The following is a 25,663-nucleotide window of genomic DNA, read 5'->3' on the forward strand; positions in this document are numbered from 1 at the left end:
CTAAACTCCTTTTTTTGAATGAATTTACCAATAAAAGTGTAGGAATTATAACAATTTTTCAAAAATTTACCATAAAATTAAATAAATATGGTAGAAAAAAGGGTTGCGTTTGAGCGTTTTTAATCCAATCATAAAAAAGCCGTGTTATCCAACTTGCTATATAAGGTTCGTCATGCCCCATTCTTTAAAAAAGCGTTTTTTAATCGTTTATACCCTTTCCACCTTGCTTTTAGTGGGGGTTTTGTTAGCGTTGTTTTTCTTTTATGCGAAAAATAACCTTTTGGAAAACACCCAAATACGCATGCAATACACCGCTGATGCGATCGCTAAAAGCCTTTTAGAATTAAATAATGCCTCTTCTTTAGAGCCTTTAAAAATCTTAGAAGAACGATTCAAAAACACCCCCTTTGTTTTGTTGGACGCAGACAACCAAGTCAAGTTTTCTAATATCGGGGCGTTTGTGGCCTCTTTTAAAAATGACGCCTTGATCAAAACCCCTTATTTTGCGCTTAAAAAACAGGGCTTTTACCTCACAGACAGCGCCCCAACTAACCGATTAGGGGTTTCTAAAATCATTATTGCAGAAGAAGAAATTCAAAAAACCTTTATCCCCCTTTATAAAATGATAGGCTATGTGTTTTTGGGCGCGAGTTTGTTTGTTGCGCTAATAGCCATGTGGCTTTATAAAATCCCATAAAACGATGGATTTGTTTTTATTGAATGCAGACAACTAAAAACCTTACTTTATTTTTAAAACTCATTTTCTTAAGAGGATAGGGGGTATTTTGAAATCATTCCCCCCATGCAACCCCCAACTAAAACCCCCTAACCCCAAAAAAGCGCTTTTTTAAGAAGTTATCACCCAACTAGAACGTTAAGATCTTTTATTACCTGTTTTAAAAAATGCTTTGAACCTTTTTAAAACCCTATTATCAACGCTCATGAAAAGCCATTAAAAAGTCAGAATTAAAAAATCACTTCTCTACCAACGCAGGCTTATTTTTAAAGCTTTTAGCCGCATTTTCAAGCTGTTTTAGGGCTTCTTCTTTGGTTTTATAAGGGCCAATCAAATAATGCGTGAGGGAGTCTTTTTTCTCCATTTGGTAAGGGAAATTTTTGAGCGTTTGCAAAAAATCCTTACTGGGCGAATTTAAAAAAGCCCCAATTTGCAAGTAATACCCTTTAGGGATCTTTGTGTCTTTTAAGCTAGGTTTTGTTAAACTCTTTTTATTCTCGCTTTTAGGCGGTTCTTTTTTTAAGGGTTGGGATTTGTTGAGAACCATTTCATGCTCATGGGCTTTCTTGATTTTTCTTTTCACCTTTTTGCCCTCTATATAAAAATCGTATAAATCATGGATTCTTTGTTTCACATAAGCTTCATAGCAATTCTTATAAATCGGGCTGTTTTCAATAGAAGCTTTGGGGCTTATTAGCATGACCAACGCCACGCATTCTTCATGGGCGACTCCTAGCCATTCCTCTTCGCTTTGTTCTAGGATTTCTTTAATTTTAGGGAACTCATACTGCGTGCTTTTTCCCATATTGTCTAACATTTTGATAAGGTCTTCATAGGCTTGATCGAGCCTTAATTGGATAGGGGGTAAATTTTTAGGGGTATTTTGAACGCTTTTAGGAGCTGCTTTTTTATCGTCTAAACCAACAGCATTCCTTAAAAAGAGAAAAACCAACAACAGAGTTATTTTGAATATACTTTTTTGCATTTATTATTCCCTGCAAGCTCTCTATCTTGTTGTTTTATGGTAATCAAAAATACCAAATACCGCCATAAGAACTGCTTAAAAATAGGATTTAGCTGCTTGATTTTATGGTAAAAGTCATTACCTTAAGGGGATAGGGGTATTTTGCGATAATTTAATAGCTTTGATATAATAACTTTTAAAAACCATAGAAAGGCTTATGATGCAATCTTTAAGTTTATTGAACCAGTTGGGCGCTAAAATTGATGAATTGATTGAAAAAATCCAAAAACAAGAAGAAGAGTTGAACGCTTTACGCCAAGCAAACACCACCCTGAATGCGCAAAATGAAGAAAAAGACATTCAAATCGCTATTTTATACGATGAATTGAGCGCTAAAGATAAGGGTATTCAAGGTCTTTATGACAAAATCTCTGATTTATTGTCATAAACCATTAAAAACATGTCTTTAGAAAACGATAGCTTAGAAATCACTTATTTGGGCAAACGCTATAAAATCTCTCTCAATAACACCTTTAGCGATGAGATGAAACGCACCCTAAAGGAGCGTTTCCATAACCAAGAATTAAACGCCTTAGAGCTTTTAAAGGATTATTTGCATGAAAGTTGCCAGAACGAGTATTTGCACAATGAACTCCAAAAGCTTTTAGAAAAAATCTCATCATGTTCTATCACTTAATCGCTCCTTTAAAAAATAAAACCCCCCCTTTAACTTACTTTTCTAAAGAACGACACCTTAAAGGAGCGTTAGTCAATATCCCTTTAAGGAATAAAACGCTTTTGGGCGTCGTTCTTGAAGAAGTTTCAAAACCCTCTTTTGAATGCCTAGAGTTAGAAAAAACCCCTTATTTTTTACTCCCCTTTCAAATAGAGCTCGCTCTATTTATCGCTCAATATTACTCGGCTAATCTTTCTTCAGTCTTAAGCCTTTTTGCCCCTTTTAAAGAATGCGATCTAGTGGGGTTAGAAAAAATTGAGCCTGTTCTTAATATATTAAGCCAAACGCAAACCAACGCTTTAAAAGAATTGCAAAAACATCCAGCAAGCTTGCTCTTTGGCGATACGGGCAGCGGGAAAACCGAAATTTATATGCATGCAATCGCTCAAACTTTAGAGCAAAAAAAAAGCGCTTTATTGTTAGTGCCAGAAATCGCCCTCACCCCTCAAATGCAACAACGTCTTAAAAGGGTTTTTAAAGAAAATTTAGGCTTGTGGCATAGCAAACTCTCTCAAAATCAAAAAAAACAATTTTTAGAAAAGCTTTATTCGCAAGAAATCAAATTAGTGGTAGGCACACGAAGCGCGTTGTTTTTACCACTTAAGGAGTTGGGTTTAATCGTTGTAGATGAAGAGCATGACTTTTCTTATAAGTCTCATCAAAGCCCTATGTATAACGCTAGGGATTTATGCCTATATTTATCCCATAAATTCCCTATTCAAGTGGTTTTAGGCTCTGCTACGCCAAGTTTGAATAGTTACAAACGCTTTAAAGATAAGGCTTTAGTGCGCTTAAAGGGGCGCTACACCCCCACGCAAAAAAACATTATTTTTGAAAAAACGGAGCGTTTTATCACGCCCAAACTCCTAGAAGCGCTGCAACAAGTGATAGACAAAAACGAGCAAGCCATTATTTTTGTGCCTACAAGGGCTAATTTCAAAACCTTGCTGTGCCAAAATTGCTATAAAAGCGTTCAATGCCCCTTTTGCAGCGTGAATATGAGTTTGCATTTAAAGACCAACAAACTCATGTGCCATTATTGCCATTTTTCAAGCCCTATCCCTAAAATTTGCAACGCATGCCAAAGCGAAGTTTTAGTGGGTAAAAGGATAGGCACCATGCAAGTGTTGAACGAATTAGAAGGCCTTTTGAAAGGCGCTAAAATAGCGATCTTAGATAAAGATCACACCAGCACGCCAAAAAAACTCCACAATATTTTAAACGATTTCAACGCTCAAAAAACCAATATCTTAATCGGCACGCAGATGATAAGTAAGGGGCATGATTACGCTAAAGTGAGTTTAGCGGTTGTTTTAGGCATAGACAATATCATTAAATCTAATAGTTACAGGGCTTTAGAAGAAGGCGTGTCGCTGCTTTATCAAATCGCCGGGAGGAGCGCTAGGCAAATTTCTGGCCAAGTGTTCATTCAAAGCACCGAAACGGATCTATTAAAAAATTTCTTAGAAGATTATGAAGATTTTTTACAATACGAATTGCAAGAAAGGTGCGAACTCTATCCGCCTTTTTCAAGGCTGTGTTTGTTGGAATTCAAGCATAAAAACGAAGAAAAAGCCCAACAATTGAGCCTAAAAGCCTCTCAAACCCTTTCTTTGTGTTTAGAAAAGGGCGTAACGCTCTCTAATTTCAAAGCCCCCATTGAAAAAATCGCCTCTTCTTACCGCTACCTTATTTTATTGCGTTCCAAAAACCCTTTAAGCCTAATCAAAAGCGTGCATGCGTTTTTAAAAACCGCCCCCAATATCCCTTGCAGCGTGAACATGGATCCTGTGGATATTTTTTAAAACACTCATGTTTGATATATTATTTTAAAAAACTTAAGTTTTTCTGGCGGCTAACAGCGTGAAATTCACCCATTTAAACAGCGCTTCCACATGCTTAAACCCCACGCTTTCTAAAAGCGCGATATTTTCTTTTAAACTATAAGGCACAAGCACATTTTCTAACGCTTCTCTTTTGAAAGCGATTTCATTGTGGCTATAACCCTGATTTTGTTTATAAAGGTAGTATAGTTCTATCATCTGCTTGTCTAATATCCGATCTTCGCTCATGATCTTTTCGCCCACCAATAAAACCCCATTCAACGCAAGGCTGTTATAAATCTTTTTGAGCAACACCTCTCTTTGCATGGGGCGGACAAATTGCAACACAAAAAGCAATGAAAACGCGCTCGATTCTTTAAACTCAACCTCTAAAAAATCCATGCATTCAAAACGGACATTGTTAAAATCTTTTAATTTTTCTTGCGCTTTTTTGAGCATGGGCATGGAATTGTCAATCCCTACAAGCTCAATATCCTGTTGGATCTGTTGGTTAAGCGCGATAAAAAAGTTCCCGGTAGAACAGCCCAAATCATAAATCAAGGGCTTAGACAAGGGCTTAGGATAGATATTTTCTTTTAAATTTTGAGCGATAAAATACGCCCCCAGATTCAACATTTCATGATAATAGGGGATGGAACGCTCCAGCATGTCATCAAAAACATGGGCGACTTTCTCATCAAAGCAAAAGCGTTTGTTTAGGGATTTGTTAAATAGAGTGTCTTTCATTCAAAAAAGAAGCGTGGTTTAAAAACCTTTAAACCACAATAGCAGTAACGCTTAAGCTTTTTTATGCACCAACTCATTGATGTAGTAATCCACTGAGCCTAAGCCTTCTTTTTTCGCCCATTCATAGCATTGAGAGACAAAATGCCAATTGATATGCCCATAGAATTTTTCCAAATACACAGGGCGTGCGTTTTTATGATCAATGTAATAAGCATGCTCCCACACATCCACCACTAAAAGCGGCACTTTTTTATCCGTAACTGGGGTTTGCGCGTTGCTCGTTTGAATGATTTCAATTTTTTGAGTGTCTAAATTATACGCTGCCCAATTCCAACCAGAGCCAAATAAAGTGGTTGCGCTCTTAATGAAGTCTTCTTTAAATTTTTCCAACGATCCGAAATCTTTTTCTAAAGCCCCTTTTAATTCATCGCTTAAAGCAGTCGCTTTGGGGCTTAGGCAATCCCAATAAAAATCGTGGTTATAAATTTGAGCGGCGTTATTAAACACGCCTCCGCTAGACTTCGTCAAAATAGCGAACAAAGAACTTTTCTCAAAATCCGTGCCTTTGATTAAGTTATTCAAATTATTCACATAAGCTTGATGGTGTTTCCCATGGTGGAAATCAAACGCTACAGGGCTTAAAAAATCTCCCATGCTGTCTTTAGCAAAAGGCAACTCTCGTAATGTAAACATGTTTTCTCCTTGTGATCAGATAGCCGTATTGTAATCATTTTTTAACACTTTTTGGTAAATCTTTTCTTAAAAATTAAATCGTTATGCAAATTTTGTAGATTTTAAGGGGTTTTTTAAAATGAAAACGACTTTTTAAACAAATTCTCTTTAAATTTTTTAAAAGTTAATTTTAATTGACTACTATTCTAACGCAATTAGCAATTCATTAGAAAGGATTTAACCATGCAAAAAGTTACTTTTAAAGAAGAAACATACCAATTAGAAGGGAAAGCCTTAAAAGTGGGCGATAAAGCCCCTGATGTGAAATTGGTCAATGGCGATTTGCAAGAAGTCAATTTATTGAAGCAAGGCGTGCGTTTTCAAGTCGTTAGCGCGCTTCCTAGTCTAACCGGATCGGTTTGCTTGCTCCAAGCCAAACACTTCAATGAGCAAGCCGGCAAACTGCCTTCTGTGAGTTTTAGCGTTATTTCTATGGACTTGCCTTTTTCTCAAGGGCAAATTTGCGGCGCTGAAGGCATTAAGGACTTAAGAATTTTAAGCGATTTTAGGTATAAGGCTTTTGGGGAAAATTACGGCGTGCTGTTGGGCAAAGGCTCTTTGCAAGGCTTACTCGCTCGATCGGTGTTTGTTCTTGATGATAAGGGAGTGGTTATCTATAAAGAAATCGTTCAAAACATTTTAGAAGAGCCCAATTATGAAGCGCTTTTAAAAGTGTTGAAATAGGAAATTTAAAAGGAGGGGACTACGATCTAGTGAATCTCAATGCAAAAAGTCTCGCTTATTAAAAAGCGTTGGCGATAAAGACTAAAAAATGAGAGGTTTTTTTAATCCGCTTAAAAAAGTTTCACGCTATTTTTAAAAGAAAATATTGAAAAAGACTCTGTTTTTAGTGCATTATAAGAAACGCTTGACTAAAATCAAGCTTTTTAATGGCATAAGTCTTTTTCAAAGCCCCCATAAGGGTTTGATAGAAAAAGGTTTTTAAAAGTCTTTTTTTAGGATTTCTTCCACTCTTAAAATGGTTACGAGTCTGTCGTTTTGTTTCCCAATGCCATAAGTTAAATTATTGTTATCGCTCAAAGTCTCTGGCACCGGGTCAATATCGGTTTGCTTGATGCGAATAGCTTCAGTCAAGCGATCAATAAAAAACCCAGCGATCTGATCGTTATGGCGTACCACCAAATAACGAGTGTCTTTGTTTTGTTTTTCGGCTTTCAAGCCAAACTTTAAACGCAAACTGATCAAAGGGAAGACATTACCCCTTAAATTGAACACGCCAAGCACATAGTTTGGGGTTTCAGGGACTCGTGTGTAACCAATGGGTTTGACAATCTCTAGAATGTTCAAAATAGGAATGGCGTATTCTTCATCGCCAATAATAAAACCGATGAATTGCAAAATTTCTTCATTGTCTTCTTGTTTAGAGCCTGCACTAGCTTCTTTTTGTCTTTCAAATAAATCTTTCAATTGATTGCTCACGATTCGCCTCCTTCTAATTTAATACTGCGCTTCACTACGGTGGTTAAATATTCACCGCTATAAGGTTTGGTGATGTATTCAGTCATGCCGGATTCAACGCCACGCATTCTGTCCGTTTTAGTCACCCGACTGGTAACGGCGATCAAGGGCAAGTTTTTGAATTTATTGTATTTGCGCACTTCAGAGGCGAAAGTGTAACCATCCATTTTAGGCATCTCAATATCCACTAAAATAGCGTCCGGAATCTTATCGCCATTTTTAAGCATCTCTAAGCCCTCTAAGCCGTTAGTCGCCTCTAAGAGCGTGATGCCTAATGGTTTCAAACATTTGCGGATAATCGCTCTGTCCGTGCTGCTGTCATCAATCGCCAAGACAACATAATCGCTAGGAGAATTTTTACTTTTCGTGTTTTCTGATTCGTTCATCAAGGTATTGATATTGACTTTAATGCTCTTTGCCATTTCCATCATCGCCCCCACATCTACAATGAGGGTGATTTTCCCATCGCCCCTCACCGTAGCGCCAGCAATGCCTCTAGTGTTTTTAAGATAGTAACCTAAAGACTTGATGACCACCTCTTCTTGACCGATCAAATAATCCACAATCACGCCAATTTTTTGATCGGCCAAGCCAATGATAACCACATACACATCAGAGTTGGACTCCAAAATAGCATCCACTTTAAAAATATCAGAAAGGCGCACCAAAGAAAGCACCTCATCTCTCAAACGCAACACGCTTTTGCCATCAACGGTGTAAATTTCATCCTGGCTGATGCACACGGTTTCTAAAACTGAAGAAAGCGGGATAGCGTAATATTCTTCTTGAACGCCCACGAGTAAAGCTTGAATGATAGCCAGAGTGAGAGGGATTTTAAGCTTTTGAGTCGTGCCTACCCCCACTTCTGAATCGATTTCAATGATCCCATTAAGCTTTTCAATATTGGTTTTCACCACATCCATGCCCACGCCTCTGCCTGAAACATTAGAAACGACTTTTGCGGTAGAAAAGCCTGGCTTGAAAATGAGGTTAAACGCTTCCCTATCGCTCATGCTTTCAGCGTCTCTTTCGCTAATCACCCCTTTTTCAATTGCTTTTTCTTTAAGCATCACAGGGTCTAATCCCTTGCCATCATCAGAGATTTTAATCACAATATGATTGCCCTCATTATACGCGCTCAATTGCACCTTACCGGTTTCAGGCTTGTTAAGCTTTTTTCTTTCTTCTAAAGGCTCAATCCCATGATCGCATGAGTTACGGATAATGTGGATGAGTGGATCGCCAATCTCTTCTACAATGGATTTATCAAGCTCGGTTTCTTCGCCCTCAATAATCAATTCAATGCTCTTGCCTAATTCCCGGCTCAAATCCCTTACCATGCGAGGGAATTTATTGAACACCTTGCCCACTGGTTGCATCCGTGTTTTCATCACCGCAAGCTGTAAGTCTGTCGTTACTGCTGAAATAGAAGAGACTACCTGGTTTAATTCCTCTAAAAACTTTTCCCCATCATAGCGTTCTTCCACATCGCTATAAATCCTGATCAAGCGATTCTTCCCTAACACAAGTTCGCCGATTAGATTCATCAAGTGATCCAAGCGGCGCACATCCACCCTAACGGTTTGCTCCACACCAATAGAGGGGGCTTTATTTTCTTCAGTATCGGCTTTAGCCTTAGCTTTAGTTTCGGTTTTAGGGGCTTTGGGGGTTTCTGTTTTAGGAGTTTCTGTTTTAGGAGTTTCTGTTTTAGGAGTTTCTTTTGCTGGGGCGACTTCTTGTTTAGGCTTGGCTTGATCTTCTTGCTTTTTTTGAGCCCTTCGTTCTTTATCGGCCTCTTGGCGTTTGTTAAGCAGCCGTTCAATTTCCGCTTCCACTTCTTCAGCGCTCATGTTAGCATAATCCAAATCCGGCTCATCGGCTAGCGGGTTATCGCTTGTAGGGTTTTCTGCAGTAGGGGTTTTATTTGCTTTAACTTCTTCTTTCGCTTTTTCTTTAATTTCTTTTTTTACTTCTTTTTCTGGGGTTTCTTTAGTCCCTGAAGTTTCTTTAGCGCCCTCTAAATTTTGGCTCGTAATGGCTTGAAGCTTTTTGACTACTTCTTCAATCTCGTTTTCCTTGCCGTTATTGGTATCCGATCCGGTGTCTCTAATCGTTACGAGTAAGGTTTTCATCAAATCAATGGAGCGCAACACGACATCCATAATATCCGGCGTGATTTTAATTTCGCCCTTTCTAGCGCGATTCAAGACATCTTCCATGTTGTGCGTGAGGTGCGTGAGAATATTAAGATTCAAAAACGAGCTAGAGCCTTTAATGGTGTGAGCGACTCTAAAAATGCGATTGAGCAAGTCCAAATCTTCAGGGTTATGCTCTAATTCCACCAGATCCTGATCCAACTGCTCATTCATTTCAAAGGCTTCAATCAAAAAGTCTTCCATTATTTCTTGCAAATCATCCATTTAAAACCCCTTTTTAGCGTTTGAGATAAGAGTATTTTACAATTTTATCAATAAAAATTACGCATTCTTGTCTAAAATCTTAGAAATTTCTTCGGTGAATTTTTCTGCGTCAAACTTGACTAAATACGCCACAGCCCCCATTTCTTTAGCCCTTTCAGCGCTGTAATTATCGCAAATAGAAGAATTAAAAATCACAGGAATATAAGCAAACCTGGGGTCTTTTTGGAGCTTGAATAAGAAATGATAGCCATCCATTTTAGGCATTTCAACATCTGAAATAATGAATTTCAAATGTTTCCTCAAATCGTCCCCATATTTTTTGAACAACATTTCTAATTTGTTCAACCCGTCTTCCCCATCCACAGCTTCCGTGATGCTAAAACCCAATTTGCTCAAATGGTTTTTTAAGGTTTTTCTCGCCGTTCTGCTATCGTCTAAAAACAACACTTCGCCTTCAAAATGCTGTTTGGGGGTGTCTTCCTTAGTGCTTTTAGCGTCTTCATTAAGCTTTAAATCGTCTAAAATGCTTTCTAAATCCAAAATAAGCAGGGTTTTGTCGTTTTCAATGCGCGTGGTGCCGGTGATATTTTCTTTATTAATGCTATTAGAGGCGCTAAAGGATGCAGACTCCACATCTTTCCAGCTAATGCGCCTGATACGCCTGGCGGAATGGACTAAAAAGCCCATTTTAACGTTGTTAAATTCAGTGATGATGACGATTCTTTCATTTTCCTTGCTTTTATCCGGGACAATCCCTATCCATTTAGCCAAATCAATAAGCGGAATGATCGTGGAGCGCAAATCAAACACGCCGATAATGTAATCTAGATTAGTGGGGTATTCAAAAAGAGTAGGCATGGGGATGATTTCTTGGACTTTAGCCACATTGATGCCATAAATCCCCTCATAAGGGACGCCCCCTTGCATGCCATAAATACGAAAATCCACGAGTTCTATCTCACTCAATTTTAAATCGTTAGCTGTTTTTTCTGCCATGTTAGGCGTCCTTATTTTGAGATGGTTCTAAAAGGCTTGATGATACCTTAAAAAGGCTTTGTTCGTAATAAAAGGAAGGCAGTGGGCAATAAATCGGCGCATTCAAGGGGATTTTTGTGCCGCTTTTGAGGTGAAAATGCCCCTCTATAATGCCGTCAATGCTATCAAGGTTGAGATCTTTAATATAGTTTTGATAGGCTTTTAGGCGCTTTTCAATAAAGGCTTTTAATTCTTTTGGCTCTAATTCCCAAAGACGGACGGGTTTTTGATAGATGCGTTTTTTCAAAAAAGGGTATAAGGTTTTAAAGCTCGCGAAATTTAAAAAAGTTAGAAAAAATCTCGCCCAAGTGGAAGTGAGCTGCGTGATGTAAAATTCATACGCTTTAGTGGTGAATAAATCCCCATGGGCTAGCAAAAAGCGTTTGTTATCATATTGGAATAATACGGGCTGGTTTTGGCGCTCAAAAACAACCACTTTAGAACTCAACACCAAACGCATGGAAAAATCATGGTTGCCTTCAAAGTAAAAGACTTGTGAAATTTCGCTTAACGCATGGATTAAATCAATGATTTTTTGTTGCTCTTTATCTAGGGGCAAGTAGCCCACAAGAACATGGAAAATATCGCCCATGAAAAAGACTTGTGGGGGTTTGGCGCGTAAAAGTTCTTTAAGCGTATGGATTAAATAAGGGCTTTTGGGCAAAAAATGCGCATCAGAGATAAAAACAGCCCCACTTTTAAGCGCATAAGTTTCTAACATCTTACTCTTTGAACAAAAAAGAGCCAATCCTTAAAAGATTCGCCCCGCAAGCAATCGCTAATTCAAAATCATCACTCATGCCCATTGAAAGAACGCTCGCGTTCTTTATTTGGTCAAAAAGTTTTTTGGTGGTGATAAAGGATTTTTCAATTTTCTTTTCATCATCGGTGTGTGCCCCTATACACATAAGCCCCTTAAGCTTGAGGCGCTTGCAAGTTTCACTGATTTGAGAATAAATTTCTAGCGCTTCTTCAGGCACCACCCCGCTTTTACTTTCCTCATACGCGCTATTAACCTGTAAAAGAGCGTTTAAAGTTACGCCTAGTGTTTCGCAACGCTTTTCTATCTTCAAAGCGAGTTTTAAAGAGTCTAAAGAATGCAAAAGGGCGGGTTTTAAACTCAAAAGCGCGTTGATTTTATTTTCTTGTAAAGAGCCTATCATGTGCCATTCAAGGGGCAAATGCTCTAAAGAATGCATTTTAATTTTTAGATCTTGAACTCTATTTTCTCCAAAAGCCCTTTGAGAGCAGTTGTAGTAATGTTGGATAGCTTCTGGGGAAGCGTTTTTTGAAACAGCCACGATTTTGACAATATGGTGCCTTGAATAGGCGGTGCGAGCCTTTTCTATTTTGGTGATGAGGGCATCAATCCTTTGGCTATAATCTGTCATAACTCTTCTTTATAGCTCTTCTTTATAGCTCTTTTTGATGCGTGCTAAAAGAATGCGTGAGGTGGAATTTTTGATTTAAAGTTTCAAAATCTTTTAAAAGCCCTTTCTTTTTCAAATTTTCTATGACTTCCATGGAGCAATTCGTTTCTACTGGCCATTCTCTAAAATGTTTATCCATAACGCCCTTATTGGTAGCGTCTATAAAAAAACAATGTTTGGAGGTGAGGATATCACGCTTAGCGTCAATGTTATTAACGATGCGCCATAACAGCATGTAAGGGTTGTTTAAATCGTTGCTGACATGCTCTACAAAGATGACAATGCGCAAATGCTCTTCAAAACCGAGCAAGTTTTTAGCCAATTCAATGACGCTTTTATCTTTCTTTTCCACGCTAATCACGCAAATGGGGTTACGAGTGTGCGGGTAATATTGCTTCAAAAGAACGATATTTTGCATTTTATCTTGTAAAAGCGCTAATAGGGCGTTATCGTTTAAAAGCGTGGGGTAGGGGGTATTGCTTTTAGAAGTCGCATCAATACCGAGTTTTCCCCCCATAGCGTATTCAGGGCTTGCATGATCTAGCGCATCGCACACGCCTTGAGAGATGAGCGCGTTTTCTTTAGAAAAATTCTCTAATATATACTCAATGATAGCGTTGGTGTCTCTTAGATTAGGGGCGTCTTCATTGACAAAAATCGCATGCTTGACAAAACTCATCTGCCCCACGCCCCAAAAAGCATGCATGACTTGCTTGGCATGAGCGTTATAGCGCGTGTGTATTTTGGCTAAAATCAAATTATGAAACACCCCATTTTCTGGCATGTAATAATCTATGAGATTGGGGGCGTGCGTTTGAAGCAAGGGCAAGAACAAGCGTTCGGTCAAATACCCCATGTATTTGTCTTCTAAAGGAGGCTTACCCACCACAGTGGCTAAGTAAATGGAATCTTTTTTATAGCTAATGGTTTTGACTTCTAAAACAGGGTAAGGCTCAATGGGGGTATAATAACCAGTGTGATCCCCAAAAGGCCCTTCAAGCTCTAATTTCTCGCAATCCACAAACCCTTCTATCACAATATCGCAATCGCTTGGCACGCTCAAAGGATTACTCAAGCATGGCATCACGCGCGCTTTTTTTCCTCTCATAAACCCATAGAGCATGAGCTCATAAATGCCATAAGGTAAGGGGGCTGTCGCGCACCATGTGTAGAGCAAATCCCCACCAATAGCGATACTGACAGGCATTTTGACTTTAGCCTTAGCGTATTCGTGGAAAAAGAGCTGGGAGTCTTTATGGATTTGCCAGTGCAAGCCTAAATGGTTTTTATCATAAACTTGCAAACGGTACATGCCTAAATTCTTTTTTTTATGATCCAGGCTTTGGGTATAGACTTGCCCCATAGTGATGAAAGCCCCGCCATCTTTTTCCCAAGTTTTTAAAACGGGTAGATCCCACAAATTGACTTCTTTATCTTGCTTGGTGATGAGATCTTTGGGGCGAGCGGTTTTTTTAGGGAAAATGTGTCTTAAATCCCATAAATCTTTTAAGACTTTCAAACTCTCAGTGAAGTTTTTAGGGGTGTCAAAGCGCAAGAAAGCTTGCATGCGTTGTTGCAGATTTTCTATAGGGGTTTTTAATAAAAGATCTAATCGTTTGAAAGAGCCAAAAGCGTTCATCAAAACAGGCATGCCAAAGGTTTTGATCTGGTCATGCTCTTTTTTTATGGGTTTCGTGAATAAAAGGGCTTTGCCTCCATTAGGTTTTTTCGCTTCTATATACGCCAGATGAGCGATTTCTAAATCCACTTCAAGGGGGGTGTCAATGATTTTTAATTCATCATGCTTTTTTAAAAGCTTTAAAAAATCTCGCATCCAACTACCTTAAATAACCACATAATGAACGCTTAAGCATGCAGGAATGTTTTTAAGCTCTTCTAAAACTTCCAAAGAAACTTCTTCATCTACAATGATGAGCGCTAGGGCTTCTTTTTGCGTGTTGCGCCCCAAACGAAAATCAGCGATATTAATGCCATGCCTAGCGAACGCATTCCCCACGCTCCCAATAACGCCTGGAATATCCGTATTCCTGAATAAAAGCATTTTACCCTTTGGCTCTATATCAATATGAAACCCATCGATCTCAGTGAGTTTTAAAATATCTTCTTCAAACACCGTGCCGCTCACGCTGATCGCGCCATTAGCCGCATTTAAAGTTAAAGAGAGCATGTTTTTATAAGGTGAAGCGCTTTCTTTAAGGCTAACCTTGATTTCAATGCCTCTTTCTTTAGCCACAAAGGGGGCGTTAATGTAATTGATTTTATCCCCTACAACGGGTTTTAACACCCCTACTAGCGTAAAAGCGACAAGGGCGTCTTTGAATTGGTTGATCTCCCCACAAAGACTGAGCTCAATCTTTTGGCACACGCCCTTATGGATTTGACTGGAAAAATAACCCAGTTTTTGCGCTAAATTCAAGTAGGCTTTAGCGCTTGCATCAAAAGCTTGCATGGGTAAATTTAGAGCATGCGGGTGGCTTGAACCCCTTAAAGATTCCATAACCCCTTGAGCGGCTTGTTTGGAAATTTCTTCTTGGGACTCTAAAGTGTTCGCGCCAATATGGGGGGTCGCATACACATTAGGCAAGTCTAAAAGCTTGTTATGAATGCCAGGCTCTTTAGAAAAGACATCAATGCCAAGCCAACGCACTTTTTTGGTTTCTAAAGCTTCATAAAGAGCGTCTTCGTTATAAAGCCCCCCTCTAGCGCAATTGATCAAAATAACCCCTTTTTTCATGCGTTCAATCTCTTTAGCGCCTATCATGTTAATGGTTTCTTTATTTTTAGGGGTGTGGATAGTGATCATGTCGCATTGCAAAATGTCTTCAAAATTTTTCGTGTAAATGACCCCTAAATCAGTGGCTTTTGAAGAAGGGATATAAGGATCATAGGCTAAAACTTCCATTTCAAAGGCTTTTGCCCTAATGCCCACCCTAGAGCCAATATTCCCAAAACCGATAATGCCTAGCTTTTTATTTTTCAATTCCGTGCCATACCAGTCTTCTCTTTTCCATAGCCGTTGGTGTTTGATTTGATCGTTCGCGCAAGGGAACGAGCGCACCGCATTGATCAAATGCGCCATGGTCAATTCCACAGCAGCAATCGTGTTAGCGGTAGGGATATTCATCACCACAATCCCTTTTTGAGAGCAGCTTTCTAAATCAATATTATCCACTCCCACGCCCGCTCTCACAATGGATTTTAGGTGGGTTAAGGGCTTTAAAAAATCGCTTGTGATAGGGGTCATGCTGCGAGTGATGAGCGCATCCATAGGAGTGAGTTTTTCTAAAAGCTCCTTTTTGGGGCATTTGGAATAGTCATGCAAGACAATGTCTTTTTGGGCTTCTAAAATTTGAATGCCTTTAGCATGGATGGGGTCGCAAATGGCTACTTGATACATTTTTATCCTTTGAATTTAAAAAACAGCATGATAGCGTATTTTATAATAGTCTAAATCAGCCAGCAAGCGTTCTTTTTTGTTTTCCTCTAAATAGATGATGAGACCGGAGTGGTTTTTGGTGTTATCGTAAGCGTAATCAATTTGTTCTTTTTTGAGAATTTCTTTTAAACACCACCATTGATAGTCCTTTAAATCCTTAATGATAAGCTTTGAATACTCCCTTTTCTTTTCTTCAAAAGGGATCTCAAAATGATGTTCCACAACGGGGTAATTGATGACTTCTTGCGCATCAAGGTTTTGAAAAAGGGTGTTACTATGATCTTCTTCGTTATGGGGGGCTTTTTCATCGTTAGGGGTATTAGGATTATTAGGGCTTTCTTCTAGGTTGATTTCATGGCTTTTTTCATTGGTTTGAGAGAGGCTTTCATTGGTTTGAGGGATCGCATGAGAAGCAACGGGCATTTCTTTTTTAACGCTTAAAAACAAATAGGCTAAAACGCCAAGAGCGACAGCTAGGGAAATAAAAGCAACAACACCCTTAAATCTCATGCCATTCTCATGCTTTTAAAATCACTCTTTAGAGTTTTTCTTTAAGAATATCCCCTAAAGTCATTTTATCATCGCTCGTGTTAAAAGCTTGCAATTCTTCTTTTTCTTTTTTACGCTCTAACCTATGCACAGAAGCACGCACCTTGTTGTTGGATTTTTCAATCGCAACAACCACGCATGTGATTTCCTGCCCTATTTTGATTTCGTCTTTTTTCAAGGGGTTCAAATCTTCGTTTTTGATCAGCACATCAATGCCATCAGCATGAATGAAAACGCCAAAATCCTTAATACTCACCACTTTGCCTTGAATCACGCTGTCTGTTTTATGCTTTTGAGCGAATTCTTCTGTAGGGGAAGTCACCAAGTGCTTCGCGCTCAAAGAAATCTTTTTATCTTTTTTGTTGATTTTAAGGATTTTGACTTTGATCGCATCGCCAATTTTATAGTGGTCTTTGCATTTTTTATCTTTATCCCAAAAAGCGTCGTGATTGTGGAGCAAGCCATCCACCCCACCCAGATTCAAAAACGCCCCAAAATCCGTTAAAGTCGCCACTTTTCCCTCTACAATATCCCCCACTTGGTGTTTGGATTCAAAAACATCAAAAGGCCTGTTAGTGAGCTGTTTTAAAGAAACCCTTAAGCGGCGGTTTTTAGGATCAATGTCAATGATCTTCACATCAATTTCTTGCCCCACGCTCAAGTAATGGCTAGGGTGGCTGACATTTTTATCCCAAGAGATTTCAGAAACATGCAAAAAGCCTTCAATATCATTACCAATATCCACAAACACCCCATAATGTTCAATGTTGCTCACCACCACCTTAATGGCGTATCCGGGTTTTAGCTTGTCTTGGATCTCTTCCCATGGGTCTTCTATGGTCGCTTTTATAGAGAGTGAAAGGCGTCTTTTTTCCTCATCGTAAGCGATGGCTTTGACATAGACTTCATCGCCCTCTTTGTAGTATTTCTCAGGGTTGACTGGCCCTTTATGGCTGATTTCAGAATAATGGACCAAGCCCTCAATCTCCTTAACTTCTACAAAAATACCAAAAGGAGTGATCTGGCGCACAACCCCTAACACCGGCTCTGTAGCTTCTAACAATTCTTTAGAAACTTCAAGCTGTCGTTTGTCATTGACTTCAAAGAATCGTTTGCGAGAAATATTGATAGAGTGGTTTTCCTTATCCACACGAATGATACACGCTTTAATGCGTTTGCCGATATGGTTCGCGTCATTCTTTAAAGAAGAGTGCGAGCGGGAGAGGAAATACTCCACGCCTTGAGACTCCACGATATAGCCTCCTTTATTCTTGCCTACGATCTTGCCCTCAATAATGGCGTTTTCATAGTTTTCGCCCAATTCTTCAATTTTAGCCTGAATCTTTTGTTGGGAAATGGCCTTTTTGTAGGAAACGCTAGGGTGTTCGCCTTTTTCGGACACATGCACGACAATGGGGTCATTTTTTTGATACATCAATTGCCCCTTTTCATCGGTGATCTCATTCAAAGCCAAACGGCCTTCTGTCTTACCGCCCACGCTCACCATGGCATACCCATCATTCTCATTGATGGAAACGATTAACCCTTCTTTGATAGTGCCTTTTTCTAGAGTTTCTTCTTTTTCTAAGAGTTTTGCGAAGTCTTCCTCCTCGTCATTAAAATACTGATCGTCTGCTATCTTGCTCATTGACTGCCTTACTATAAAATAAATATAAAATCCTTAAGGGGATTGTATCCTTTTTTGGCTTACAAAATCGTTTAAAAACTAACAATTAGCGGTTTTTTTAAAGAAAATTTTCAAAACGTGTTAAATCGTGCTGATTTTTTGCTTGACATTTTCTATAATCCAATCCGGCGTGGAAGCCCCAGCGGTAATCCCACACAATTTCTTATCCTTAAACCACGCTAACTCTAATTCGTTTTCATCTTCTACCAAGTAGCTGTCTTTACAATGCTGTTTGGCGATGCTTAAGAGCTGTTTGGTGTTTGAAGAAGTTTTACCGCCCACGACTATCATAATATCCACTTCCTTACTCAAATCCAAAGCGGCTTTTTGGTTGTAGGAAGTGGCGTTACAAATCGTGTTAAAAATACGCACTTCAGTGCATCTTTCTACCAAATAGGAAGCGATTTGCAAGAGTTTTGGGGTTTGCTTGGTGGTTTGAGAAACTAAGGCCACTTTCCGTTGCAATTTTTTTTCTTGCAATTCTTCTAACGAATTGATGACTAAAGCCTGGTTAGTGGCATAGCTGATCACGCCCTTGACTTCAGGGTGGTTAATATCCCCAAAAAGCACGATTTGATACCCTTCTTTGCTCATGGATTCCACAATTTGCTGAGGTTTGATCACATACGGGCAAGTCGCATCAGTGATTTTGACCCCCTTATTTTTCAAGTATTCTAAATCCTGCTTAGGAATGCCATGGGTTCTTATGATCACGCTCTTATTTTTAGGGATTTTTTTAGGATCTTCTTCAATTTTCACATTGAAGTTTTTTTCCAAACGATTGATTTCTTTAGCGTTATGAATGAGCGATCCAAAAATCAAGCTGTTTTGATTTTTTTCAGCGATTTGTATCGCTCTTTTGACGCCAAAACAAAAACCATAATCCTTAGCCATTTTAATTTCCATTGAGACTCCCTTTTTTGAATTGATTGAGTAAGCGTTTGAATTGCGGGAAAGAAATGTTTGCGCATTCTAAATTGTCAATTTCTAAAGGTAAAATTAAAGTTAAAACAGCGAAACTCATCGCAATCCTGTGATCATTGAAGCTTTTGATAAGGGGGGGTTTTTTTTGAGAAAAGCACTGTTTTAATGGGCTTATATCTCCTAATCCTTCTATGTAAAACCCGTCTTCAAACTCTTCGCACTCAATCCCTAAAGCTTTGAAATTAGAAACAACCGCTTTAATCCTATCGCTTTCTTTAGCTCGTAAATCTTTAGCGTTTTTAACCATGCTTTTGCCTTTTGCAAAAAGCATAGCAATACTTAAAGCGGGGATTTCATCAATAAGACTAGCGATATTCTGATCAATATTGATCGCTTTTAAAGGGGCATGCTCTATGTAAATATCGCCAATAACTTCTAAATCTTTGGACTGAATCGCATATTCTATGGAAGCGCCCATTTTTTTCAACGCTTCAAAAGCTTCTATGCGAGTGGGGTTGAGCAAGACATTTTTTAAAAGAAGGCGGCTTTTTGGCGTAATCGCGCAAGCGAGGGCGAAAAAAAACGCGCTAGACGGATCATTGGCTATGGTAAAGTCAAAAGCTTCTAGGGGTTTTTCTAAGGGTGAAATTGTTAAAACGCCGTCTTGATTGTGAATGTTAGCCCCCAAACTTTTAAGCATGATTTCTGTGTGGTTACGGCTAAGCTCGCTTTCTTTATAGGCGCTTATGCCTTGAGCTTGTAGGGCGCTTAAAATAAAAGCGCTTTTGACTTGAGCTGAAGCGATAGGGCTTTCATAATCGCAAGCTTTTAAGGGACTCCCTAAGATCACTAAAGGGGCGAAATGGTTATCCTCTCTCCCTAAAATCTTTGCCCCAAAAGCTTTCAAAGGCTCAATGATTCTTTTCATGGGGCGTGCGTTTAGGGAATTGTCCCCACTTAAAACAAAAAGCCCTTTTTGAGCGCTTAAAAGCCCGCTGTATAAACGCATACTGGTGCCAGAATTGTTGCAATTTAAAATCTTATTAGGCTCTTTTATAGCCGTTGGGGGTGTGATTTTAAAAGAATTTTTGGCGATATTTTCCACTTTAGCCCCTAAATTTTGAGCGATTTCTAAAGAGCTTAAACAATCTTCTCCCATTAAAAAATTCCGCACGAAACAAGGTTTTTGAGCGAGCAGGCTAAAAATAACGGCTCTGTGCGAGAGCGATTTATCGCTGGCGTTAATGTCAAGCTCTATCACATACTATCCTTTATTGTCTTTATCCCTTAAGGCGGGCGTTAAATTCTTTTTCTAAAATTTCAAGCACTTTTTGAACAACTGAATTAACTTCTTCATCATTCAGGGTTTTTTCTAAAGAATGGATCATGCAACGCACGCTTAAGGCTATGGTGTTATCGCTTTCTTTAAAAATATCAAGGGGTAGAATTTCGCTTAAATTAGGGATTTGAGCGTCTTTTAAGGCTTTTTTAATCCTGCTAAAAGCGGTATTTTCATCAATGATGAGAGTCAAATCCCTCATACTGCTAGGGTAAATGCTAAAGGGTTTTAACAGCATGGCAGGGCGTTTGAGTTTAGAAGCGTCTATCTCAGCGTAATAGCTTTCAAACAAATCCCATTCCTGAATCACTTTAGGGTGGATCTTAGCGATCACGCCTATTACTTCATGATTTTGAATGATTTTAGCACTCTGGTAGGGGTGGTTAATGGGGGTTTGAGTGGTTAGTTTTTCCAAGCTAAAATCCCCTATAATTCTTGAAACGCATTCAGCGAAAGAATAAAAATCCCACGCCTTGCCTTTAGCGTAAGGGTAGCTCTCTTTCTTTTGTAAGCCGCTTATTAAAAAGCCTAGTTTTTGGATCTCTTCTCTTTTAGAGTTATACACGCTCCCTTTTTCATAAAGGGCTATGCTTTTAAACCCTAAATTTTTATTCCTTAAACTGGCGTCTAAAAGCCCGCAAACAAGACTCGTTCTTAGGGTGTTTAATTCCGTTGTGATAGGGTTTTGCAATTCTAGGGGATCTTCTAAAACTTCAAAGCCCAGTTTTTGCTGTTTTTCTTTAGAGTAAAACACGTAATGAATGACTTCTTTAAAACCGCAAGCGAGAGCCTTGTGTTTAAGGTTTTCAAAAAAGCGGTGCGTGTCATAATGGGGGTTTGAATTTTTGCTACTGACGCAATTAAGGGGCTTTGAGATCAAATTATCAATCCCTACAAAGCGCAAGATTTCTTCAGCAATATCTTGGATCGTTTTAATGTCATGCCTGAAATTGGGAACAATAACCTCTAAAATTTGGGGTTTTGAGTTTGGCTCTTTTGCGCTAACTTTAAAGCCTAAATTTTTTAAAATGCCTTGAATTTTTTCTTCCTCTACGGCAAGCCCCAAAATTTCGGTGATGTCTTCAAGCTGGAATTTAAGGGCACGATCCTTTAAAGAATGCTTGGTTTGTTTGCTTTCTAAAATCGTGGCTTTTAAATGAACGCTTAAAAAATTCAGGCCGTCTGATAGATTAGGGTTACTCCCCCTAGCACTTCTATAAATAAGGGCGTTGTCTTTTTGAAGCGTTTTATCTTTTAGAGCGTGTAATTTTAAAGACAGACTTACAGGATCGGTATAACTCGCCTCTAAAAGCAAACACTCGCTCAAATCTTTTTGATCTTGATGCTTGATAGCGATAGTGGAGCGTTTTTGATGGTTGATATAAACGCTTTCAAGGTTGTTTTCATCGTTTTTCACGCTCAAATCAACAGGGGTTGTATTCAGGCCATAAGCGTTCAATATTACCCCACTAAAATGCGCGCTAAATTCTATGAAATTGTTCAGGTCGTTCTCGCTTAAGGCATTGTTATGAGCGAGCGAAAGCTTGATATTTAAAGGGGTTTTTAAAGAATGATTATAAATCAAATAATAAGCCAGATGCGATTCAATATTTTCACCCACACTAAGCGTGATCAAATCGCTTTTGGGTGTAAAATTTAAAGCCTTGATAGGTTTTAGGGGCGTGTGATAAAAGGCGCTAATTTCTCTAGCAATACCTAAAACGCTCAAGCAATCCCCACGATTAGGAGTCAATGAAATTTCTAAAACATGCGTGTTGAAAGGGGCGTATTCGTTTAATTCTTTCCCTAAAACCAACTCCCCAACGCTCTCATCTAATTCCAAGATGCCATCATTGATTTTAGGGAAGCCTAATTCAGTGCTAGAGCAAATCATGCCATGGCTTTCAACCCCCCTAAGCTCGGTTTTAGCGATTGGGGTTGAGCCTATGATCGCTCCTTTGAGGGCGACTGGTGCAAATTGGTTTGGCGCGACATTTTTAGCCCCGCACACGATTGGCAACACTTCTTTACCCACATCCACTTGACACACGCTGAGTTTTTCGGCGTTTTTATGGGGGGCTTTTTCTAAAACCTTACCCACAACCACATTTTTAGGAGCGATACAAGGGATACAGCTTTCCACTTCTAAACCTAAGCGGCTCAAATCCTCACAGAGTTTGGCTATATCTTTAGGCGTATTGACAAAAACATTCAAATCATTGACGCTTAGTTTCATTAAAAACTCTCCAACACTCTCAAATCAGTTTCAAAGAAACTGCGTAAATCATTGATTTGACAAGTCAGCATGGCCAATCTTTCAATCCCCATGCCAAAGGCAAACCCGCTCACATTCTCATACCCTATGGCTTCAAACACCGCATTATTGACCATGCCACAGCCCAACACTTCCAACCAGCCTGTGCGCGAACAAACCCTACAGCCTTCCTGTTTGCAAAACACGCAACTAATATCCACTTCAGCGCTTGGCTCTGTGAAAGGGAAAAAGCTTGAACGCCACCTTAATTTCACGCCGCCAAAGAAATAATGCAAAAAGTCTTCTATCACGCCCTTTAAGTGCGTGAAACGGATATTCCCTTTTTGATCCACGACAAGCCCTTCAATTTGGTGGAACATGGGCGTGTGGGTCAAGTCATAATCGCGCCTAAAGGTTTCGCCTAAACAGATCATTTTAATGGGTGGGGTCTGTTCTTGCATGGTGTGGATTTGAACGGGCGAAGTGTGAGTCCTTAAAAGCTTGTGATCTTTAAAATAGAAAGTGTCTTGCATGTCTCTTGCAGGGTGGTAAGGGGGCAAGTTTAAAGCACTGAAATTATGGAAATCATCTTCCACTAAAGAGCCGATTTCAAGCTTGTATCCTAATGGGGTAAAAAATTCAATGATTTTATTTTTAGTATAATTCAAAGGGTGAGAAGAGCTTGTGTTGGTAGCGTTAAACAAGCTCACATCAATTTTTTCTTTTTTCAAGCGTTCTTCTAATTCAAGCTCTAAAATAGCCTTTTTTTTCAATTCAAAGGCCTTTTCAAACGCTTGTTTATAATGGTGGATTTCTTTAGCAAAGGCGTTTTTTTCTTCGCCGTTTAGATTTTTGAGTTGGTTGAATTTATCCGCAAAAACCCCTTTTTTACCCAAAGCATTCAAACGCACTTCTTCTAACTCTTTGCTGTTAGTAACCTTTTCTAATCGCTCTATTAAGGTGTGCAATAACGATCCTTATATTTTATTTTTAAAAAGCTATAATACAACTTTAATAAAAGAAAAACCTTAAAAGGGAGTAAAAAGAGCATGAATGTGTTTGAAAAAATAATCCAAGGCGAAATCCCTTGCTCTAAGATTTTAGAAAACGAGCGTTTTTTATCCTTTTATGACATTAACCCTAAAGCTAAAGTGCATGCGTTAGTGATCCCTAAGCAAAGCATTCAGGATTTTAATGGCATCACCCCAGAGCTTATGGCGCAAATGACAAGTTTTATTTTTGAAGTGGTGGAAAAATTAGGCATCAAAGAAAAGGGTTACAAGCTTTTAACGAATGTGGGTAAAAACGCGGGGCAAGAGGTGATGCATTTGCATTTTCATATTTTAAGCGGAGATAAACATTAAAAGCGTTGGTGGTATTTCGTGCGAGCGTTTTTAAACAGGAGTTTTGCCCCCTTACTCAACCCTAACGAGAACCTTTTAGATCAAGTTAAGTCTAGCATTATTTTAAAAAAAGGGGTGTCTTATTTTGACTGGGGGGCTTCAGGTTTAGCGAGTGCTTTAGTGGAAAAGCGCGTGAAATCCTTACTGCCTTATTACGCGAACGCCCATTCTGTCGCTTCTAAGCATGCGATTTTAATGGGCATGCTTTTAAAAGAATGCCAAGAAAAATTGAAGCGTTCTTTAAATTTGAGCGCTAATCATTGCGTCTTGAGCGCGGGGTATGGGGCGAGTTCAGCGATTAAGAAATTTCAAGAAATTTTAGGGGTGTGTATCCCTTCAAAAACGAAGAAAAATTTAGAGCCGTATTTGAAAGATATGGCTTTAAAGCGTGTGATTGTGGGGCCTTATGAGCATCATTCTAATGAAATTAGCTGGCGTGAAGGCTTGTGTGAGGTGGTGCGTATCCCTTTAAATGAACATGGCTTATTGGATTTAGAAATTTTAGAGCAAATTTTAAAAAAATCCCCTAACAGCTTGGTTTCTGTGAGTGCGGCTTCTAATGTAACGGGAATTCTTACGCCTTTAAAAGAAGTTTCATCATTGTGTAAGGAATATAGGGCTATTTTAGCTTTGGATTTAGCGAATTTTAGCGCGCATGCTAACCCTAAAGATTGCGAATACCAAACCGGTTTTTATGCCCCTCATAAGCTTTTAGGGGGCATTGGAGGGTGCGGTCTTTTAGGCATTGCTAAAGATTTGATTGACACGCAAATCGCCCCGAGTTTTAGCGCAGGGGGCGTGATTAAATACGCTAACCGCACACGGCATGAATTTATTGATGAGTTGCCTTTAAGAGAAGAGTTTGGCACGCCAGGATTGTTGCAATTTTACAGGAGCGCTCTAGCGTATCAATTAAGAGATGAATGCGGTTTGGATTTTATCCATAAGAAAGAAAACAACCTTTTAAGAGTGCTTATGCATGGCTTAAAAGACTTGCCCGCTATTAATATTTATGGGAATTTAACAGCGAGTCGTGTGGGGGTAGTGGCTTTTAATATTGGAGGGATTTCGCCTTATGATTTAGCGAGGGTTTTAAGCTATGAATACGCTATTGAAACCCGGGCAGGTTGCTCTTGCGCAGGGCCTTATGGGCATGATTTATTGAATCTTAACGCCCAAAAGTCAAGCGATTTTAGCGCTAAACCCGGATGGCTTAGAGTGAGCTTGCACTTCACGCATTCCATAAACGATATTGATTATTTGCTAGACAGCTTGAAAAAAGCGGTTAAAAAATTGCGTTAAGCTAAAACTATTTTTAAGGAAAAATTTGGATATTTTAGATTTGAACAAAGCGAAAGCGGTGCAACAAAATGAGCAAAAGGTAGAGGATAAAGAAAAAGAGTCTAAAGAGCCGGTGGTTTTAGAGGATTTGAGCGCTTTAGCATGGCTTGAATTAGAAGAGTTCAGCCGCCTTTCAGGGCTTCCTAAAGAAAGGATCCTGGAATTAGTCAATATCGGTAAAATTAAAAGCAAGATAAGCCACAACAAGCTTTTAATTGATGCGAGCAGCGGGACGAACGCTCTAATCAAAAAGGTAGAAAATAATTTGATTTCTATGGATATGAACGGGCGTTCTTTAGAGCCTGTGTTTGTGGAAAAGACCATTAACACGATTTTAAATTTGCATGATAAAGTCATTAGCGCTAAAGATGAAACGATTTCAGCCTTTAAAAATGAAAACATGTTTTTAAAAGACGCTTTAATCTCTATGCAAGAAGTCTATGAAGAAGATAAAAAAACCATTGATCTTTTGCGCGATGAACTCAATCAAGCGAGGGAAGAAATTGAATTTATGAAGAGGAAATACCGCTTGATGTGGGGGAAAGTCGCTGACATGAGCAGCGTGAATAAAAAGTAGTTTTAAATTAACGCCCATGCTTGAGGGCTT

At 39.1% G+C, this 25,663-nt stretch carries 24 protein-coding genes; 8 read left to right on the plus strand and 16 right to left on the minus strand.

The genetic code is table 11. The features are described from left to right. The first annotated feature begins 172 nt into the window (after positions 1-172). The gene (locus CS889_RS07610; RefSeq protein ID WP_089087399.1) at positions 173-697 is read left to right on the plus strand and encodes a hypothetical protein; all 525 of its coding nucleotides are present in this window, start codon (positions 173-175) and stop codon (positions 695-697) included. 277 nt (positions 698-974) lie between these two features. Here CS889_RS07610 and CS889_RS07615 read toward each other — a convergent pair whose 3' ends face one another. Beyond that, entirely contained in the window at positions 975-1,721 is a 747-nt protein-coding gene (locus CS889_RS07615; RefSeq protein WP_089087304.1) for an SPOR domain-containing protein, read from the minus strand. A 199-nt stretch (positions 1,722-1,920) separates the two neighbouring features. On the opposite strand from CS889_RS07615, the gene CS889_RS07620 reads away from it, so the two are divergent. The 3 genes from CS889_RS07620 to CS889_RS07630 are packed head-to-tail and all read left to right on the plus strand — an operon-like array spanning position 1,921 to position 4,241. Continuing rightward, positions 1,921-2,148, plus strand: a complete 228-nt coding sequence (locus CS889_RS07620) for a hypothetical protein (protein WP_001191194.1) — start codon at positions 1,921-1,923, stop codon at positions 2,146-2,148. A 12-nt stretch (positions 2,149-2,160) separates the two neighbouring features. Next, positions 2,161-2,397, plus strand: coding sequence for a hypothetical protein (locus CS889_RS07625; RefSeq protein ID WP_000051172.1), 237 nt, complete (start codon positions 2,161-2,163; stop codon positions 2,395-2,397). Further along, positions 2,382-4,241 (plus strand): primosomal protein N', encoded by a 1,860-nt coding sequence (locus CS889_RS07630; RefSeq protein WP_089087305.1) that lies wholly within the window; start codon positions 2,382-2,384, stop codon positions 4,239-4,241. Before CS889_RS07625 ends, CS889_RS07630 begins: the two co-directional genes overlap by 16 nt. A 33-nt stretch (positions 4,242-4,274) precedes the next feature. On the opposite strand, the gene cmoA is transcribed toward CS889_RS07630, so the two are convergent. After that, complete coding sequence (gene cmoA, locus CS889_RS07635) at positions 4,275-5,006, minus strand: carboxy-S-adenosyl-L-methionine synthase CmoA (RefSeq protein WP_089087306.1); 732 nt, start codon at positions 5,004-5,006, stop codon at positions 4,275-4,277. Between the two features lie 51 nt (positions 5,007-5,057). Next, positions 5,058-5,699, minus strand: a complete 642-nt coding sequence (gene sodB, locus CS889_RS07640; protein WP_000494604.1) for a superoxide dismutase [Fe] — start codon at positions 5,697-5,699, stop codon at positions 5,058-5,060. Between the two features lie 222 nt (positions 5,700-5,921). Here sodB and tpx point away from each other — a divergent pair, with 222 nt between their 5' ends. Further along, positions 5,922-6,422: a thiol peroxidase gene (gene tpx / locus CS889_RS07645; RefSeq protein ID WP_001174640.1), complete on the plus strand. Its 501-nt coding sequence runs from the start codon at positions 5,922-5,924 to the stop codon at positions 6,420-6,422. Positions 6,423-6,680: 258 nt separating this feature from the next. Here the strand turns inward: tpx and cheW are convergent, their stop codons facing one another. From cheW to pheS, 13 genes are all read right to left on the minus strand, one after another. Next, the gene (gene cheW, locus CS889_RS07650; protein ID WP_000070766.1) at positions 6,681-7,178 is read right to left on the minus strand and encodes a chemotaxis protein CheW; all 498 of its coding nucleotides are present in this window, start codon (positions 7,176-7,178) and stop codon (positions 6,681-6,683) included. Next, positions 7,175-9,637 carry a chemotaxis histidine kinase/response regulator CheAY2 gene (gene cheAY2 / locus CS889_RS07655; RefSeq protein ID WP_089087307.1) on the minus strand — a complete coding sequence of 821 codons (2,463 nt, stop codon included), beginning with the start codon at positions 9,635-9,637 and terminating at the stop codon, positions 7,175-7,177. Before cheAY2 ends, cheW begins: the two co-directional genes overlap by 4 nt. Before the next feature lie 57 nt (positions 9,638-9,694). After that, the gene (gene cheV3, locus CS889_RS07660; protein WP_089087308.1) at positions 9,695-10,633 is read right to left on the minus strand and encodes a chemotaxis protein CheV3; all 939 of its coding nucleotides are present in this window, start codon (positions 10,631-10,633) and stop codon (positions 9,695-9,697) included. A gap of 1 nt (position 10,634) precedes the next feature. Further along, on the minus strand, positions 10,635-11,393 hold the full coding sequence (locus CS889_RS07665; protein ID WP_089087309.1) for a UDP-2,3-diacylglucosamine diphosphatase: 759 nt from the start codon (positions 11,391-11,393) through the stop codon (positions 10,635-10,637). Between the two features lies 1 nt (position 11,394). Beyond that, positions 11,395-12,063, minus strand: coding sequence for a YggS family pyridoxal phosphate-dependent enzyme (locus CS889_RS07670; protein ID WP_000133247.1), 669 nt, complete (start codon positions 12,061-12,063; stop codon positions 11,395-11,397). Between the two features lie 22 nt (positions 12,064-12,085). Next, positions 12,086-13,936 carry a menaquinone biosynthesis decarboxylase gene (locus tag CS889_RS07675; RefSeq protein ID WP_089087310.1) on the minus strand — a complete coding sequence of 617 codons (1,851 nt, stop codon included), beginning with the start codon at positions 13,934-13,936 and terminating at the stop codon, positions 12,086-12,088. 9 nt (positions 13,937-13,945) lie between these two features. Next, positions 13,946-15,520 carry a phosphoglycerate dehydrogenase gene (gene serA, locus CS889_RS07680; protein ID WP_000285083.1) on the minus strand — a complete coding sequence of 525 codons (1,575 nt, stop codon included), beginning with the start codon at positions 15,518-15,520 and terminating at the stop codon, positions 13,946-13,948. A 15-nt stretch (positions 15,521-15,535) separates the two neighbouring features. After that, entirely contained in the window at positions 15,536-16,069 is a 534-nt protein-coding gene (locus CS889_RS07685) for a hypothetical protein (protein ID WP_089087311.1), read from the minus strand. A 28-nt stretch (positions 16,070-16,097) separates the two neighbouring features. Then, positions 16,098-17,756 carry a 30S ribosomal protein S1 gene (locus CS889_RS07690; protein ID WP_089087312.1) on the minus strand — a complete coding sequence of 553 codons (1,659 nt, stop codon included), beginning with the start codon at positions 17,754-17,756 and terminating at the stop codon, positions 16,098-16,100. A 120-nt stretch (positions 17,757-17,876) separates the two neighbouring features. Continuing rightward, positions 17,877-18,701: a 4-hydroxy-3-methylbut-2-enyl diphosphate reductase gene (locus tag CS889_RS07695; RefSeq protein ID WP_000403562.1), complete on the minus strand. Its 825-nt coding sequence runs from the start codon at positions 18,699-18,701 to the stop codon at positions 17,877-17,879. After that, entirely contained in the window at positions 18,691-19,980 is a 1,290-nt protein-coding gene (gene aroA / locus CS889_RS07700) for a 3-phosphoshikimate 1-carboxyvinyltransferase (RefSeq protein ID WP_089087313.1), read from the minus strand. The genes CS889_RS07695 and aroA overlap by 11 nt, the downstream gene beginning before the upstream one ends. A 19-nt stretch (positions 19,981-19,999) precedes the next feature. Beyond that, positions 20,000-22,294: a phenylalanine--tRNA ligase subunit beta gene (pheT, locus tag CS889_RS07705; RefSeq protein WP_089087314.1), complete on the minus strand. Its 2,295-nt coding sequence runs from the start codon at positions 22,292-22,294 to the stop codon at positions 20,000-20,002. Continuing rightward, positions 22,294-23,280, minus strand: coding sequence for a phenylalanine--tRNA ligase subunit alpha (gene pheS / locus CS889_RS07710; RefSeq protein WP_089087315.1), 987 nt, complete (start codon positions 23,278-23,280; stop codon positions 22,294-22,296). Before pheS ends, pheT begins: the two co-directional genes overlap by 1 nt. A gap of 81 nt (positions 23,281-23,361) precedes the next feature. On the opposite strand from pheS, the gene CS889_RS07715 reads away from it, so the two are divergent. The 3 genes from CS889_RS07715 to CS889_RS07725 are packed head-to-tail and all read left to right on the plus strand — an operon-like array spanning position 23,362 to position 25,633. Beyond that, entirely contained in the window at positions 23,362-23,676 is a 315-nt protein-coding gene (locus CS889_RS07715; protein WP_001100349.1) for a histidine triad nucleotide-binding protein, read from the plus strand. 18 nt (positions 23,677-23,694) lie between these two features. Then, a complete protein-coding gene (locus tag CS889_RS07720) occupies positions 23,695-25,017 on the plus strand; it encodes an aminotransferase class V-fold PLP-dependent enzyme (protein ID WP_089087316.1) in 1,323 nt (440 codons plus the stop codon). 25 nt (positions 25,018-25,042) lie between these two features. After that, the gene (locus tag CS889_RS07725; protein ID WP_000352026.1) at positions 25,043-25,633 is read left to right on the plus strand and encodes a DUF3972 domain-containing protein; all 591 of its coding nucleotides are present in this window, start codon (positions 25,043-25,045) and stop codon (positions 25,631-25,633) included. The last annotated feature ends 30 nt before the right edge of the window (positions 25,634-25,663 follow it).

Origin of the sequence: Helicobacter pylori, from assembly GCF_900120335.1 — a bacterium.
Lineage (GTDB): Bacteria > Campylobacterota > Campylobacteria > Campylobacterales > Helicobacteraceae > Helicobacter > Helicobacter pylori_BU.

Excerpts from the sequence above, each read along its gene's own strand:
- serA (WP_000285083.1), bottom strand. The coding sequence starts at position 15,520 with ATGTATCAAGTAGCCATTTGCGACCCCATCCATGCTAAAGGCATTCAA.
- CS889_RS07620 (WP_001191194.1), top strand. The coding sequence starts at position 1,921 with ATGCAATCTTTAAGTTTATTGAACCAGTTGGGCGCTAAAATTGATGAA.
- cmoA (WP_089087306.1), bottom strand. The coding sequence starts at position 5,006 with ATGAAAGACACTCTATTTAACAAATCCCTAAACAAACGCTTTTGCTTT.
- CS889_RS07615 (WP_089087304.1), bottom strand. The coding sequence starts at position 1,721 with ATGCAAAAAAGTATATTCAAAATAACTCTGTTGTTGGTTTTTCTCTTT.
- CS889_RS07625 (WP_000051172.1), top strand. The coding sequence starts at position 2,161 with ATGTCTTTAGAAAACGATAGCTTAGAAATCACTTATTTGGGCAAACGC.
- CS889_RS07675 (WP_089087310.1), bottom strand. The coding sequence starts at position 13,936 with ATGCGAGATTTTTTAAAGCTTTTAAAAAAGCATGATGAATTAAAAATC.
- tpx (WP_001174640.1), top strand. The coding sequence starts at position 5,922 with ATGCAAAAAGTTACTTTTAAAGAAGAAACATACCAATTAGAAGGGAAA.
- CS889_RS07695 (WP_000403562.1), bottom strand. The coding sequence starts at position 18,701 with ATGGAAATTAAAATGGCTAAGGATTATGGTTTTTGTTTTGGCGTCAAA.
- CS889_RS07610 (WP_089087399.1), top strand. The coding sequence starts at position 173 with ATGCCCCATTCTTTAAAAAAGCGTTTTTTAATCGTTTATACCCTTTCC.
- CS889_RS07665 (WP_089087309.1), bottom strand. The coding sequence starts at position 11,393 with ATGTTAGAAACTTATGCGCTTAAAAGTGGGGCTGTTTTTATCTCTGAT.
- CS889_RS07690 (WP_089087312.1), bottom strand. The coding sequence starts at position 17,756 with ATGAGCAAGATAGCAGACGATCAGTATTTTAATGACGAGGAGGAAGAC.
- cheAY2 (WP_089087307.1), bottom strand. The coding sequence starts at position 9,637 with ATGGATGATTTGCAAGAAATAATGGAAGACTTTTTGATTGAAGCCTTT.
- CS889_RS07685 (WP_089087311.1), bottom strand. The coding sequence starts at position 16,069 with ATGAGATTTAAGGGTGTTGTTGCTTTTATTTCCCTAGCTGTCGCTCTT.
- CS889_RS07670 (WP_000133247.1), bottom strand. The coding sequence starts at position 12,063 with ATGACAGATTATAGCCAAAGGATTGATGCCCTCATCACCAAAATAGAA.
- pheT (WP_089087314.1), bottom strand. The coding sequence starts at position 22,294 with ATGAAACTAAGCGTCAATGATTTGAATGTTTTTGTCAATACGCCTAAA.
- CS889_RS07630 (WP_089087305.1), top strand. The coding sequence starts at position 2,382 with ATGTTCTATCACTTAATCGCTCCTTTAAAAAATAAAACCCCCCCTTTA.
- CS889_RS07715 (WP_001100349.1), top strand. The coding sequence starts at position 23,362 with ATGAATGTGTTTGAAAAAATAATCCAAGGCGAAATCCCTTGCTCTAAG.
- cheV3 (WP_089087308.1), bottom strand. The coding sequence starts at position 10,633 with ATGGCAGAAAAAACAGCTAACGATTTAAAATTGAGTGAGATAGAACTC.
- sodB (WP_000494604.1), bottom strand. The coding sequence starts at position 5,699 with ATGTTTACATTACGAGAGTTGCCTTTTGCTAAAGACAGCATGGGAGAT.